Here is a 13249-nt window from a genome sequence, read left to right as displayed (position 1 = left end):
CAGTACGTGATATTTATACATTAACGGAACATGCTCATGACCGCACTTTCCACGCCAATCGACTTTTGGTCGACGCTAAAACAAGAAGCGCAAGTTGTTGCAGAAAACGAACCTTTGCTATCTAGCTATGTACATGCCAGTGTACTTGCTCATCATAACTTCGAGTCATCGTTGAGCTTTATCTTGTCAAACAAAATGGCTGATGACGTTATGCCTGCCATTGCGATCCGCGAAGTATTTGACGAAGCCTACTTGCTAGAGCCTGGGATCAGTGAGGCCGCTACGGCAGACATTCTCGCAATTAAAGCGCGGGATGCAGCAGTAAATGATTACCTCACTCCGTTACTGCATTTTAAGGGCTTTCACGCGGTACAAGTGCACAGAATGGCGCACTACCTTTGGATGCATGGTCGCCATCAACTCGCTCTATTTTTGCAAAGCCGTAACTCAGCAAGTTTTGGTGTCGATATTCATCCCGCAGCGCGTATTGGCAAAGGCGTTATGTTCGACCACGCCACGGGCATTGTGGTGGGGGAGACTGCAGTGATTGAAGATAACGTGTCTATATTGCAGAGCGTTACCCTTGGCGGTACCGGTAATGAATCGGGCGATCGCCACCCTAAAATTCGCCAAGGCGTGCTAATTGGCGCTGGCGCAAAGATTTTAGGCAATATCGAAATAGGTGAAGGCTCTAAAGTTGGCGCAGGTAGCGTGGTACTAAATAACGTACCTGCCCATGTTACAGTGGTAGGCGTTCCAGCTAAAGTAGTCGGCAGACCGATTTGCGAAAGCCCTTGTGAATCTATGCGCCAAAACGTGTTAGAAGATAACTAAAATTTGGGGGTTAGAGTACTTTTTCTCATGATTTCAATTGAACGAAAAATGTACTCTGACCCCCTCAGCTTCTTAAAAAGTGGGTTAACTCGTTTAAGTTATCCAGCGCGACATGAGGTAGTACGCTTACAGGCTCATTAGCTAATTTCATTGGTCTATTACAGGCATACCAAGCAGCCTGATATCCCGCATTAATCGCCCCTTTCACATCCTTAATGATATTATCGCCCACATGGAGGATGTAGTTTGGCGCTATATTTAAGCATGTCGCGGCTTCATCGAACATGTCTCGTGCAGGTTTCATCGGTCGCGCAGTACTGGCGTGTAGGATGGTCTTGAAATAGCAATCAATACCTATTTTTTGTGCATTAACATTACCATTCGTGATACCGACCAAAGGTAGTCTATCGCTTAGCGTTTTAAGTGCTCGATGTACATCTTCAGCAAGTTCAAAGTTGCTTCTCGCATCATAGAAGCAGTTGAAACAGGTTTCTACGGCTTCGCTAACCTCATCACTTTTGCTTGCCTCTATTTCTAATTTATCTGCTGAGGTGCCCGAAAGGGCGGCCGTCAAAACAACGCGTCTAAGCTGCCCCATATCTGAGGCTAAACGCCTATCTTTAACAATCGCAGCACGTTTAAGATGTTGCCAATCGTTGGGTGTAAGGGCTGCCGCCTTTTTGTGGTACTTCGCAATGTGCGCCTGCAGCGCCTGCTCGGCCCGGCGAATGATGGGCTCATTATCGTAGAGTGTGTCGTCAAGGTCGAATGTCATGGCATCGACGTGGTTGATGGACCTAAAAAACTGCATGGATAACCCTTAGTTTAGCTTTACTTCTTGTGCGCGCGAGGATGAGCCGCGTCATAGACATTGGCGAGATGCTGAAAATCGAGATGGGTATAAACCTGTGTGGTCGACAAATTAGCGTGACCTAATAACTCTTGAACCGCGCGCAAATCACCACTTGATTCTAATACGTGCGTGGCAAAAGAATGGCGCAGTTTGTGAGGGCTAACTTTTTGTGAAAGCGACTGCTCTTTTGCCATTTTATCAAGACGATTAGCGACCTGCCGATTTGAAATGCGGGTTTTACGTTTACTCACAAATACCGCACTTTCGTAGGGTGATGCATAGGCAGGACGCACTTTTAACCATGCATTAAGTGCTCTTTGTGCGTGTCGACCTAGTGGCAAAATGCGTTGTTTGCTGCCTTTACCCATGACTTTAACTGTGCCGTCTTTGAGGCAGTCTGCTAAGTTTAAGCCGGTAAGTTCGCTTAAACGCAATCCGCAGCCATAAAGAAGCTCAAACATGGCGATATCTCTGAGCTGCATACCTTCATCATCTTCACTACTTGTGGGTGAGGAGTTGAGCAACTGCTGCATTTCATCAACGCTAAGCTGTTTAGGCAGGGGTTTTCCTTGCTTAGGCGCTTGAATTCCTTCTACCGGATTACTGAAAAGCTGTTGGTGATCAATCAAATACTGACAGAAAGTTCGCAATGCTGACAATCTCAGTGCAATGCTGCGGGGGCTGTGCCCCGACATTTTGGCATCTGCCATAACGCGCTTTATGTCGCTTGGGGTAAGCCCGGACCATTCATAGAGGCCGAGTAACTTGGCGACCTCAGTGAGTTGCCGCTGATAGTTTTTGATAGTATGGAGGGAAAGACCTCGCTCTACCTGAAGGTGGAGTAAAAATTTATCTAGCCACGCCTGGCAAGACTCACTGACAAGCGCGTCCGCAGACACTGCCGTTAATACCCCATCATTTCAGGCAAGATAATATTAAGTACTTGCTGAAGTTGTTGAAGCAAGAGGGTATCCATATCCGGCGTAAAGTGACTTGCGTCGCTGCTGCTTATCCCCAATATGCCTAGCTCTCGATTATCGCCAAGCAACATCAGTGCAACAGACTCAGCAGGACTTTCTCCAAACAAGAGCTGGCGCTCGTGTTGGGATAACCGACCAAAAAAGAAATTGGTATTTTTAAAGCGTTTCTCTGTAAATAAACGCTGCTGTAATTCTGGAATGGCGTGTGGGCCCTTGAAGCTTTTAATCACGGCAGAAGACAGTTGCAAACGTTCTTGAAGGACGTCTTCTAGCGTAAACTGCACTTCGGCTACGCTCTCACACCGCAAGAGTTGGACGTTTAAGTCGGTATAAACCCGATAGATTTTTTCGTTTTGCTTGGCAATGCTCACTAACTGGTTAAGTTTGAAGTTTAGCTGCCTTACTTTTTGTCGCAGCTGCTCACTTTGTATTTCTACCAGCGACACGCTGCCTTTGTGCTCATGAGGAAGCTTAATTTTTTCCAGTAGGTCAGGGTGCTGAGCAAAGAACTCGGGGTTTTCTAGCAAAAAAGTGCGCACATCTGAACTCGACAATTCAGATGCGTCGTTAAATGGCTCAATTAATTGCGTGGCGTTAGAGTGCCCCGATAAGTCGCTCATAAATTTATCTGTCCGTCATATACGTGTTCGGCAGGCCCTGTCATTTTGAGTACGTTATCTGGGCCGGGCCAGCGTATCCGTAAACTGCCCCCGGGTAGGTCTACCCTTACATCTTTTCCTAATTTACCCTGTATTTGACCAATTGCAACAGCAGCGCATGCACCGCTACCACAGGCCAGGGTTTCGCCAGAACCGCGCTCGAACACTCTTAGCTTAATGTGAGACTCGTTGATGATCTGCATAAAGCCTACATTTACGCCTTCGGGAAAGCGTTCGTGTTTTTCAACAAGTGGGCCTAGTTCGGCGACGTTAGCAGTATCAACATCGTCAACTTCCATTACACAATGTGGGTTACCCATCGAGGCTGAGCCGATAAATAGGGTGCTTTCGCCTACGCGCAAGATATAGGTATTTTCTTGTTTATTCGCTTTAAGGGGAATGTTGGCCGGTTCGAATTCTGGCTTACCCATATTCACGGTAACCTGACCGTCTTTTTCGAGGTAAAGTACCATCTTACCCGCTCTGGTGCTGACCACTATTTTGTTGCGGTTAATCAACCCTTTTTGCTTAACAAAGCGCGCAAAACAGCGTGCTCCATTTCCACACTGTTCCACTTCCGAACCATCCGCATTAAAAATACGGTAGTGAAAGTCTTGCTCTGGGTCGTAAGGTGGTTCAACCATCAACAGTTGGTCAAAGCCAATACCGAAATTACGGTTAGCCAATTGCTGGATTTTTTCTTTAGAGAAAAATACGTTTTGAGTAACGTTATCAATAACCATGAAATCGTTACCCAAACCGTGCATTTTTGAAAATTGAACCTGCATTAAACGCACATCTTTCTTGTTAGTTTGTCTCTAGTTTACGGAAGTTTATGCTCACCTTGCCAGAGATCTTTTTGTTTTTCTCTTTCGCGAACCACAATTGCCTTTTCACCATCAACCATGATTTCTGCTGGACGACAGCGACTATTGTAGTTTGACGCCATAACAAAACCATAGGCGCCCGCACTGCGAACAGCAAGTAGGTCGGTGGGTTCAATAGCTAATTCACGGTCTTTGCCGATGAAATCGCCGGTTTCACATACGGGGCCTACAACATCGTAAATACGTGGTGTCGCTGTGCTTTCCTGCTTCACAGGAATAATTTTTTGCCACGCAGAGTAAAGCGCTGGACGCAATAAATCGTTCATTGCTGCGTCTACGATGGCAAAGCTTTTTTCTTCGCCCTCTTTAATAAACTCAACCTCGGTAACCAGAATACCAGCATTAGCGGCGATAGCGCGGCCAGGTTCTAGAATAAGCTTCAGGTTTTCGCGGCCAACCATTTTTTCAGCCATGGCTTGAGCATAAGCTTTAGGATGAGGAGGCTGTTCATCGTTATACGTTACGCCAAGACCACCCCCTACATCTAAGTGCTCGATAATGATATTGCGCTCGGCAAGTTCATCAATAAGCAGAAGCAGGCGTTCTAGGGCATCAACAAACGGGCCAATTTCCGTTAGCTGTGAGCCGATGTGGCAGTCCATTCCCACTACATTTAGGTTGGGCAAAGACGCAGCCAATTCATAAGTCGCAAGGGCGCGTTCGCGGGCAATGCCGAATTTGTTGGCTTTCAAACCGGTAGAAATGTAGGGATGCGTTTTCGCATCTACGTCAGGGTTAATGCGAAGCGAGATCGGGGCTTTTACGCCTAATTCTCCGGCTACCTCGTTAATACGATGCAGTTCAGGCTCTGACTCAACGTTAAAGCACATTATACCTTGCTGCAGTGCATAGCGGATTTCGTCGTGCTTTTTACCTACACCTGAAAATACAACCTTACTGGCGTCGCCGCCGGCTTCAATAACGCGAGCGAGTTCACCAGCAGACACGATATCAAAACCTGAGCCTAGTTTAGCAAGAACACTCAAAACACCAATGTTAGAGTTAGCTTTGACGGCGTAGCACACAAGATGAGGATGCTCACCAATTGCATCGTTAAACGCGTGCCAATGGCGTTCTAATGTAGCACGTGAATAGATATAAACGGGTGTTCCGTATTGAGCTGCAATATCAGAAACCGCTACTTGTTCAGCGTGTAGCTGACCTTCGCTGTAGGCAAAGTAATCCACTAGTTCTGTTCTCCAGAGGTAGGTGCGGGGGACATGTTGGTATCGTCGGGTAAGGTGTCGGTTTCTTGCGCGCTAGACGGCGCTGGCTCTGCCGACGTGTTTTGTGCAGGCGCTTCAGGAATATAAAGCGCCCCTTTATAACCACAGCCACACAATGCTGTGAGTGTTAGCAAGAAAACCACTGACTTTTTAAGCACGAAAAATCCCGCGAAGAATACGACAAATGCCGCTATCATCGCATTGCGGTATTAAATTGCAAGAGCCAATAAGCGTTCTTGCGTTTTATCACCGTATCGAACGTTTTTCCATAGCGCATCACACAGGCTTTGGGTATCAGAAAAGTCTTTGCTTTTTAGCCAATCAATCAGAATGTGAGGGTTGTCTGGAAATGCGATGGCCTCGTTTTCTGGCGCCTCTAGCCATTCTTCTACAATGTCAGTGTCTAATTGAAAAAGGGTTTGGCATAGATCGAGTTTGTCTAAGGTAAGTACATTCGACAGCTGCTCAAACTGACCATGTAACGGCTTAATAAGTAACTTTTTCCCTAACTGCAATGCTTCGCTAGATAGTTCAAAACCGCCATTTGCGATAACACCATTGCAATGCTGGAGGGATTTCTGAAAATGTTTTTTAGACGTCGGGTGCCAATGTATATGACCCACTTCTTTTGCTTCATCGATGTCAGGATGAAAGCACTGGAAGATTTGGTCGCTCAGTGGCTCTAGCATTTGTTGAACATCGTCTATATCTTCAAAGGGTAAGTAGACTAATACATGTCCATTCCCTGGAGACAAAACCGGCTTTTCAGCTACAAACGGAGGGATGATGGGTTGATTAAAGTGATACCAATGGACACCTAATTGAAGTTCGGTAGGTGCGAACACTTTCATCAGTAGCGAGTCAAAAATAGTATTGCCACTTTTAGGTACGTCGTAGGCGAACGCGGCCTGGTGACTGATAGAAATAGACGGCAAACCCTGCCGTTTGGCGGCCCATGCAGTCACAGGTTCGAAATCGTTAACCAGCAAATCGTAGCCGCTGGTATCAAAGGCCTTTACGTCTTTAACTAAACGACTGACGTTCGCTTCCCTAACGGTAGCCCATTTATCCACGCGGCCCGCTTTCGTTATAAAGCTTAAGCCAGTAAAAGTACGATATTGTCCAAATACTTCCATATCGAAGTATTTTTCTGGTGCGCGGCCCGTGAAAACAAAGTCTACGCTGATATCGTCGCGCTCTGCGAGCGCTGTCGCCATAATGCGAGCTCTCGCGATATGCCCATTTCCGGTGCCTTGCACACCATAAAGTAATTTCATGCTACCCCAGAATTGAAATGCTTAGTGTTGCAATTGTGACACCAAGCAGTGAGCCTGCTACCACATCAGATGGATAGTGAACGCCTAATAACACCCGTGACAACCCAATTAGCGCTGCCCAGCAATAGGCAAGTGCCGCAAACGATGGATAATAATGTGCCACTATGCATGCCATTAGTGTGGCTGCAGCAGTGTGACCAGAAGGCAGTGAAAATTTGTCTGATGGGGTAACATGTGCCGTTAAATTCATTAGAAAATCGCAAGGGCGCGGGCGCTTGAACATTTTCTTAAGCAGCACATAAATGGGTAATTCAAGCGCATAAGCCATCAGCGCTGTGTAAAGGAAGAGCTCACCGTGCTCAGGCTCAAATGCCCAAAGCAGCATACCGATGACGAAGTACAGGTAACCGTCGCCTGTTTTCGAGAGCCAAATAATGCTTCGGCAGTCTCTCTTTAGCGTCAGTTTATACAGGCGATAAAACAAGTCAGTATCGTATTTGGTCAAGGATTTCATCAACATCGCCTTGTCCCCTATCGGTTAATTAATGCACAGGCTAAAGTGTGTCTGTGACCAGTGGGTGACGAAAAAAAGAAACTTTTTTGACAGCAAAACGTGGTCTACCGCGTTCTTTGGTCTCAAATGGTGAAAGTGGCTAAGTGGGCTTACAATTTATAAATGATCTTTCGCTCCCAAAAGGGGCGTCATACAAATGTTATTTGTGCCCGATAACCTAATTAGCGTTTAAAGCGCAATTAAAGCAAAAGTTAAGCAAAATACGTGCTCAGTGATGCACGATAGTGAAAAGAAATGGGCTAAGTTTGACAAAATTCCAAAATAAGACGAAAGGCACTAAATCAACCGTTTGCATCGCTACGTTTAATGCTATGCTAGATTTAAACCGCACAGAGAGCTTTATCCCTCTTCATAATTTTTAGTAAGGCAAAATAATGGAATACAACACATCTGAATTATGCGATTTGTTTGCTGACAGCGTCGACGTGGTAGACCCAATATTCGCGAGCTTTGGTGGCCGGTATTCTTTCGGTGGTGAAATTACCACTGTAAAGTGCTTTGAAGATAGAGGGCTTATCGATCGCGTTCTGGCACAGCCCGGCGCAGGTAAAGTGCTATTGATAGACGGCGGTGGCTCAAACCGTCGAGCCCTGTTTGATGCGTCTTCTGCCCAGGTTGCCATCGATAACGACTGGGAAGGGGTGGTGATTTACGGAAGTGTTCGCGAAGTGGACAGCCTTGCCGAATTAGACCTTGGTGTGCTGGCGGTAGCTGCTATTCCTGTAAACGCTGAAAGCGAAAGTATAGGCGAGGTAGACGTGCCGGTTAACTTCGGTGGCGTTACGTTTTTACCTGAAGACCATCTGTATGCGGATAGCACGGGTGTTATTCTTTCCCCTGAGCCGCTAGATTTAGATTAACGCTCGCTGCTTTGAAAAATAAAGAAATAAAAAAACGGAGGCATCATGCCTCCGTTTCTATTTCTATTTCCGCCTACCACTATTTAAGCGTGGCCTGCGCCGGTAAACCTGATGTGAAGCTACTTATTCGCTTCGTCAAACACTTGGTTCAGATACATAGCAATGCGAATGCCCGCCATTTGTAAACGCTTCTTAGCGGTAGGCAAATGGTTGTACAAATAATCGTAGCTCATGTTATTCGCATCTTCTGGATAAATGGTATCGCGAATAGCGGTGCTTTCTTCAATCCACACCATAGGGTCGGTGGTTGCCCAACTGCGAATTTCTTTTGTGCCTATCGTTTTTGTTAGCCATTGTGTCCATTCTGAGTAAGACAAGTCGCGCTGGTCTAGCATTTGCGAATCCCAAACGCGGTGAAGATTAGAGTCTTGCCAGAAGAAACGCACTTTTACGTCGTTGCCACCACGGTCAGTGCCGTTGCCTGCGTGAAGAGGTTGATGAAGATCGCCAATAATGTGTACGATAAACTGAAGTGCTAAGCGCTTTTCTTCAACACTGGCTGCGTCGCTTTTTAGGGTTTCGGTAAATTGCTTTAAAGCGGTAACCGCATCACCTTGTTCAGGTGCACTTACTTCATTATACGTTGTGCCCTCAGGCACAGTCACATAATGCCAAGGGCTAGCTGTTTTTTGCCAAAATTCGCTGGGGTTCGAGCGCATTTCATCTGCATGGGTAGAAGCTTCTGCTAACGAGCCATGAGGCAGTAGTTCCATAAGTGCGGCTTGTGATAGCGGGCTAAGGTACTGCTCGGCGATAGCGCCGGTTACTCGGTGGCCCGTTTGTCCCCACCCGAAGGCGGGAGAAGCGATGCATAATGTTAAAAGTGTGCTTAGCGCAACTGCGCATGTCCTGTTTTTAAGCGCGAACATGGTTAATCCTTAGAATGTTTAGATGATTGGTAGCCCCACCTAGCAACAAGAGATTGTTCAATGCCAAGATGGTCAAGTATGCGCGCCACGACAAAGTCAACCAAGTCATCGATAGTCTTCGGATTGTGATAAAAGCCAGGCGCGGCGGGCATAATAGTAGCACCCATTTGTGACAGCTTAAGCATATTTTCTAAATGTATAGAAGAAAGCGGCATCTCTCGCGGCACTAAAATAAGTTGGCCTCGTTCTTTAAGCACTACGTCAGCAGCTCGCTCAATCAAGTTGTCACTCGCACCGATACTAATGGCAGACAAGGTGCCGGTAGAGCATGGGCATACCACCATTTTAGCAGGCGCAGCTGAACCAGATGCAACTGGTGAAAACCATTCTTCTTTACCAAACACTTTTATTTGGTCGGGTTTGCCACCGCAGTGCTCGGTAAAAAATGCAGCGGCATCTTCAGGACGCCCGGGTATTTTTACATTTTCTTCAGTGGCAAAAACTACCTTGGCCGCGGAAGAGATGAGTACATACACTTGATAATCTGCATTAACCAACGATTTCAAAAGTGTAAGTGCGTAAGGTGCGCCAGATGCACCTGTGATAGCAAGTGTGACTTGCTTGTCGTGTTTCATTACATTGCCTCTGTAGGCACTACGTCTGAGTATTAGCTTTTTAGCTGTAGCTAATTTTAAGACTCGTGCTTTTTATAATTTAAATTTCAACGCTAAGGCATCTAAAATTCGGCCGTGGATCCCTTCGAAGCCGCCGTTACTCATTACAAGTACGTGATCGCCTGGTTGTGCTACGTTACAAACACCTTGAACGATCTTCTCTACGTCCCTAAAGCAATGAGTTGGTGCGCTGCTATGGGCAACGGAATCAACAAGTGACCAGTCCATTCCCTCTGGCTCGTAAAGATAGACCTCATCTGCTTTCTGCCAAGAATTTGCCAGCGTATCTTTGTGTACGCCCATTTTCATGGTATTCGAGCGAGGCTCTAGTACCGCTAAAATTCGCGCATTGCCCACTTTTTTGCGAAGGCCATCTAACGTGGTTGCTATTGCGGTAGGGTGATGTGCAAAGTCGTCATAAAGGATGATGTTGTTTACTTCGCCTTTTATTTCCATACGGCGCTTAACATTTTTAAAGAATGATAAAGCTTCAATGGCATCCGATAAGGTAACGCCTGCATGATGTGCTGCGGCGATTGCCATTAAAGCATTGTCAACATTGTGTTGACCTACTAGCGACCATGCGACGGTTCCCGCGATAACGCCGTTATGCAACACGTTGAATTCACTCCCGTCTTTTTTGAGGAGCTCAGCATGCCATTCTTTGCCCAGCGATTGGCGAGACGACCAGCATCCCTTCTTGAGCATATCTTCAATGGCAGGCGTATTGTTTGGTGTAAGAATAAGCCCGTTCTCAGGAACCATTCTCACTAAATGATGGAACTGGGTTTGAATGGCCGCAAGGTCAGCAAAGATATCGGCATGGTCGAATTCAAGGTTATTGATCACCAAAGTCTTAGGGCGATAGTGCACAAACTTAGAGCGCTTGTCGAAAAACGCGCTGTCGTATTCGTCTGCTTCAATGACGAAAAAGGGGCTTTCACCAACACGTGCTGACACACCAAAGTTTTCTGGAACGCCACCAATCAAGTACCCTGGGTTAAGACCCGCGTGCTCTAAAATCCACGCGACCATGCTGCTGGTGGTGGTTTTGCCATGGGTTCCTGACAGCCCAATTACCCAACGATCTTTCAGTAAGTTATCAAGCAGCCATTGGGGGCCGCTGGTGTAGGGCAGGTTGCGATTGAGTACATACTCAACGGCGGGGTTTCCACGGGACATAGCGTTACCAATCACCACCATATCAGGTGCTGGGTCAAACTGGCTCTCGCAGTAACCTTCGGTAAGCTCGATGCCTAATGCTTCGAGCTGGGTGCTCATTGGCGGATAAACGTTTTTATCTGAGCCTGTAACTTTGTGGCCAAGTGTTTTGGCAATGGCGGCGATGCCACCCATAAAACTTCCACAAATGCCTAAAATATGTACATGCATAGCGCATTCTCAATGAATAATCATGTTATTGGGGTACTTTATCAGAACCCTACGACCTATAGATAATTCAATTTTTGTATTTCAACATATGCGCCATGCCTTTAAATTACGCTCACCTCAGTACATCAGCGGCGTACAAACTGGTATGGTGTGTGTATGTCATTGAACTGGTATGTTCCACTTCACGGTGAACACGGTTACAATCTAACCGCAGGTATAAAAACCTGTACGTGCTTGCTTATAAAAAAAGCCGGTAAGGAAAGCTGAGCGATGGCTAGCACGACACCCTACACACGAAAAAAAGGCTTACATTCAATGAAACGTTTAAATTCCCAATTGCAACAAGACGGTGCACCGCTTGAGTTAATTCTCCTCATTCGTACACTGCTAGCGGGCTGTAAAGAAATTTCTTTCCGCGTGAGTCAAGGCGCACTTGCTGGCGTGCTCGGTTCAACCCTTTCAGAAAACGTACAGGGCGAAACACAGAAAAAGCTCGACGTTATCTCTAACCACATTTTAAAAGACACGCTAAGGGAATCTGGCTACGTTAAAGCCATTTCGTCAGAAGAAGAAGACGACGTTGTACCGTGTAATCCGGAAGGTAACTATTTAGTGAGTTTTGACCCACTTGATGGCTCGTCAAACACTGAAATTAACAGTCTTATCGGTACTATCTTCTCTATTGCTCACGCCCCGCAGTGGATGAAGCCAGATGACCCGTCTGCTTTCCTGCAGCCAGGTACACAGATGGTTGCTGCAGGGTACGTACTTTATGGCCCTTCAACGATGTTAGCGCTGACGACGGGGCGCGGTACGCATATTTACACCCTTGATAAAACGCACGGCGGTTTTCTGCTTACTCACCCGAATATTCAGGTGCCTGAGCAAACCTCTGAATTTTCGATTAATGCATCGAACCAGCGTCATTGGGAACCGGCAATGCAGGCGTATGTTGCAGATCTGCTAGCAGGTAAAGAAGGCCCACGTGGTAAAGACTTTAATATGCGCTGGGTAGCGGCCATGGTGGGCGACATTCACCGTTTGTTGTGTCGTGGCGGCATCTTTATGTACCCGTTTGACAACAGAGACCCGTCGAAGCCAGGTAAATTGCGCTTGCTTTATGAAGCCAACCCGATGGCGTTTTTGATGGAACAAGCCGGTGGTAAAGCAGAAACCGGTACTGGCCGAATTTTAGAAGTAATGCCTGAAGAAATTCATCAGCGTGTACCTTGCATCATCGGCTCTAAAGACGAAGTTGATATGTGCTTAAGCTACAACGACAACGCGAAGTAATGAAAAAATGGCCCGTTAGGGCCATTTGTTTATTAAAAAACGGCAAAATTTAACGAAAAATAAAGAGATTAGTACGACATGGGTCGTAAAGCGTTTTTATTTTGCTGTTGTCACCGTATACTTACGACCAAAATTTTTAATCCATTATTGAAAGGACCTAAGAATGAGCTTGAGCGCTATTTCTGCTGGTAAAAATGTACCAGATGAAGTGAACGTAATCATTGAGATTCCAGCACACGCTGACCCGGTGAAGTACGAAGTAGACAAAGACACTGGTGCGCTATTTGTTGACCGCTTTATGGCAACTTGCATGCACTACCCAACTAACTACGGTTACGTTAACAACACCTTGTCTGAAGACGGTGACCCAGTTGACGTACTTGTAATGACACCTTTCCCACTACTTGCAGGTTCTGTCATTAAGTGTCGTCCAGTTGGCGTACTAAACATGACTGACGAGTCTGGTAAAGATGCAAAAGTACTCGCGGTACCGGTAGACAAGCTTTCTACTATCTATCGTGACGTTAAAGAAATTGCAGATGTACCTCCGCTTCTTCTTAAGCAAATCGAGCACTTCTTTGAGCACTATAAAGATCTTGAAGAAGGCAAATGGGTGAAGATTGACGGTTGGGCAGACGCTGCAGCTGCAAAAGAAGAAATTACCGCAAGCATCGCGCGTTTCGAAGCAGACTAATTCACGCTGCTTTAAATTGATGATAAAAAGGGCTGGTGTAATACCAGCCCTTTTTGTATATGGTGTCCCGTCCTGAAATACGTTGACATAAAGAGGATTTCTTTATGACAACTTCAA

The 13249-nt window shown here is 46.2% G+C and carries 15 protein-coding genes; 4 read left to right on the top strand and 11 right to left on the bottom strand.

Features of this window, described 5'->3' with window-relative positions; genetic code table 11:
• The first annotated feature begins 36 nt into the window (after positions 1-36).
• The gene (gene cysE / locus JC525_RS15850) at positions 37-834 is read left to right on the top strand and encodes a serine O-acetyltransferase (RefSeq protein WP_198816696.1); all 798 of its coding nucleotides are present in this window, start codon (positions 37-39) and stop codon (positions 832-834) included.
• A 64-nt stretch (positions 835-898) separates the two neighbouring features.
• Here cysE and JC525_RS15845 read toward each other — a convergent pair whose 3' ends face one another.
• Genes JC525_RS15845 through JC525_RS15810 form a run of 8 tightly spaced genes read right to left on the bottom strand, consistent with a single transcriptional unit; the run spans position 899 to position 7230 of the window.
• Positions 899-1645, bottom strand: a complete 747-nt coding sequence (locus tag JC525_RS15845) for an HAD-IA family hydrolase (protein WP_198816695.1) — start codon at positions 1643-1645, stop codon at positions 899-901.
• A 20-nt stretch (positions 1646-1665) separates the two neighbouring features.
• Positions 1666-2586 (bottom strand): tyrosine recombinase XerC, encoded by a 921-nt coding sequence (gene xerC / locus JC525_RS15840; RefSeq protein ID WP_198816694.1) that lies wholly within the window; start codon positions 2584-2586, stop codon positions 1666-1668.
• Positions 2587-2591: 5 nt separating this feature from the next.
• Positions 2592-3287, bottom strand: coding sequence for a DUF484 family protein (locus JC525_RS15835; protein WP_198816693.1), 696 nt, complete (start codon positions 3285-3287; stop codon positions 2592-2594).
• Positions 3284-4114: a diaminopimelate epimerase gene (gene dapF, locus JC525_RS15830; protein WP_198816692.1), complete on the bottom strand. Its 831-nt coding sequence runs from the start codon at positions 4112-4114 to the stop codon at positions 3284-3286. Before dapF ends, JC525_RS15835 begins: the two co-directional genes overlap by 4 nt.
• A gap of 35 nt (positions 4115-4149) precedes the next feature.
• Positions 4150-5400, bottom strand: a complete 1251-nt coding sequence (gene lysA, locus JC525_RS15825; protein WP_198816691.1) for a diaminopimelate decarboxylase — start codon at positions 5398-5400, stop codon at positions 4150-4152.
• Positions 5400-5597 (bottom strand): LPS translocon maturation chaperone LptM, encoded by a 198-nt coding sequence (lptM, locus tag JC525_RS15820; RefSeq protein WP_442859564.1) that lies wholly within the window; start codon positions 5595-5597, stop codon positions 5400-5402. The genes lysA and lptM overlap by 1 nt, the downstream gene beginning before the upstream one ends.
• A 51-nt stretch (positions 5598-5648) precedes the next feature.
• Positions 5649-6716, bottom strand: a complete 1068-nt coding sequence (locus JC525_RS15815) for an MJ1255/VC2487 family glycosyltransferase (RefSeq protein WP_198816689.1) — start codon at positions 6714-6716, stop codon at positions 5649-5651.
• A 1-nt stretch (position 6717) separates the two neighbouring features.
• Positions 6718-7230 (bottom strand): phosphatase PAP2 family protein, encoded by a 513-nt coding sequence (locus JC525_RS15810; protein ID WP_198816688.1) that lies wholly within the window; start codon positions 7228-7230, stop codon positions 6718-6720.
• Positions 7231-7664: 434 nt separating this feature from the next.
• Between JC525_RS15810 and rraA the strand changes: the two genes are divergently transcribed.
• The gene (rraA, locus tag JC525_RS15805; protein WP_198816687.1) at positions 7665-8150 is read left to right on the top strand and encodes a ribonuclease E activity regulator RraA; all 486 of its coding nucleotides are present in this window, start codon (positions 7665-7667) and stop codon (positions 8148-8150) included.
• Positions 8151-8269: 119 nt separating this feature from the next.
• Here rraA and JC525_RS15800 read toward each other — a convergent pair whose 3' ends face one another.
• The 3 genes from JC525_RS15800 to mpl all read right to left on the bottom strand — a co-directional run bounded on the left by JC525_RS15800 (position 8270) and on the right by mpl (position 11145).
• Positions 8270-9079: a S1/P1 nuclease gene (locus JC525_RS15800; RefSeq protein ID WP_198816686.1), complete on the bottom strand. Its 810-nt coding sequence runs from the start codon at positions 9077-9079 to the stop codon at positions 8270-8272.
• A 2-nt stretch (positions 9080-9081) separates the two neighbouring features.
• The gene (locus JC525_RS15795; RefSeq protein ID WP_198816685.1) at positions 9082-9714 is read right to left on the bottom strand and encodes a flavin prenyltransferase UbiX; all 633 of its coding nucleotides are present in this window, start codon (positions 9712-9714) and stop codon (positions 9082-9084) included.
• Between the two features lie 72 nt (positions 9715-9786).
• Positions 9787-11145 carry a UDP-N-acetylmuramate:L-alanyl-gamma-D-glutamyl-meso-diaminopimelate ligase gene (mpl, locus tag JC525_RS15790; protein WP_198816684.1) on the bottom strand — a complete coding sequence of 453 codons (1359 nt, stop codon included), beginning with the start codon at positions 11143-11145 and terminating at the stop codon, positions 9787-9789.
• Between the two features lie 315 nt (positions 11146-11460).
• Here mpl and JC525_RS15785 point away from each other — a divergent pair, with 315 nt between their 5' ends.
• Positions 11461-12438 (top strand): class 1 fructose-bisphosphatase, encoded by a 978-nt coding sequence (locus JC525_RS15785; RefSeq protein WP_105929918.1) that lies wholly within the window; start codon positions 11461-11463, stop codon positions 12436-12438.
• Between the two features lie 163 nt (positions 12439-12601).
• Positions 12602-13132 carry an inorganic diphosphatase gene (gene ppa, locus JC525_RS15780; RefSeq protein ID WP_198816683.1) on the top strand — a complete coding sequence of 177 codons (531 nt, stop codon included), beginning with the start codon at positions 12602-12604 and terminating at the stop codon, positions 13130-13132.
• Positions 13133-13249: the final 117 nt, after the last annotated feature.

Origin of the sequence: Alteromonas sp. IB21, from assembly GCF_016405965.1 — a bacterium.
Taxonomy (GTDB): domain Bacteria; phylum Pseudomonadota; class Gammaproteobacteria; order Enterobacterales; family Alteromonadaceae; genus Alteromonas.
This window is presented reverse-complemented; position numbering and strand designations above follow the sequence as displayed.

Excerpts from the sequence above, each read along its gene's own strand:
- cysE (WP_198816696.1), top strand. The coding sequence starts at position 37 with ATGACCGCACTTTCCACGCCAATCGACTTTTGGTCGACGCTAAAACAA.
- JC525_RS15845 (WP_198816695.1), bottom strand. The coding sequence starts at position 1,645 with ATGCAGTTTTTTAGGTCCATCAACCACGTCGATGCCATGACATTCGAC.
- JC525_RS15835 (WP_198816693.1), bottom strand. The coding sequence starts at position 3,287 with ATGAGCGACTTATCGGGGCACTCTAACGCCACGCAATTAATTGAGCCA.
- dapF (WP_198816692.1), bottom strand. The coding sequence starts at position 4,114 with ATGCAGGTTCAATTTTCAAAAATGCACGGTTTGGGTAACGATTTCATG.
- JC525_RS15815 (WP_198816689.1), bottom strand. The coding sequence starts at position 6,716 with ATGAAATTACTTTATGGTGTGCAAGGCACCGGAAATGGGCATATCGCG.
- JC525_RS15810 (WP_198816688.1), bottom strand. The coding sequence starts at position 7,230 with ATGAAATCCTTGACCAAATACGATACTGACTTGTTTTATCGCCTGTAT.
- rraA (WP_198816687.1), top strand. The coding sequence starts at position 7,665 with ATGGAATACAACACATCTGAATTATGCGATTTGTTTGCTGACAGCGTC.
- JC525_RS15800 (WP_198816686.1), bottom strand. The coding sequence starts at position 9,079 with ATGTTCGCGCTTAAAAACAGGACATGCGCAGTTGCGCTAAGCACACTT.
- JC525_RS15795 (WP_198816685.1), bottom strand. The coding sequence starts at position 9,714 with ATGAAACACGACAAGCAAGTCACACTTGCTATCACAGGTGCATCTGGC.
- mpl (WP_198816684.1), bottom strand. The coding sequence starts at position 11,145 with ATGCATGTACATATTTTAGGCATTTGTGGAAGTTTTATGGGTGGCATC.
- JC525_RS15785 (WP_105929918.1), top strand. The coding sequence starts at position 11,461 with ATGAAACGTTTAAATTCCCAATTGCAACAAGACGGTGCACCGCTTGAG.
- ppa (WP_198816683.1), top strand. The coding sequence starts at position 12,602 with ATGAGCTTGAGCGCTATTTCTGCTGGTAAAAATGTACCAGATGAAGTG.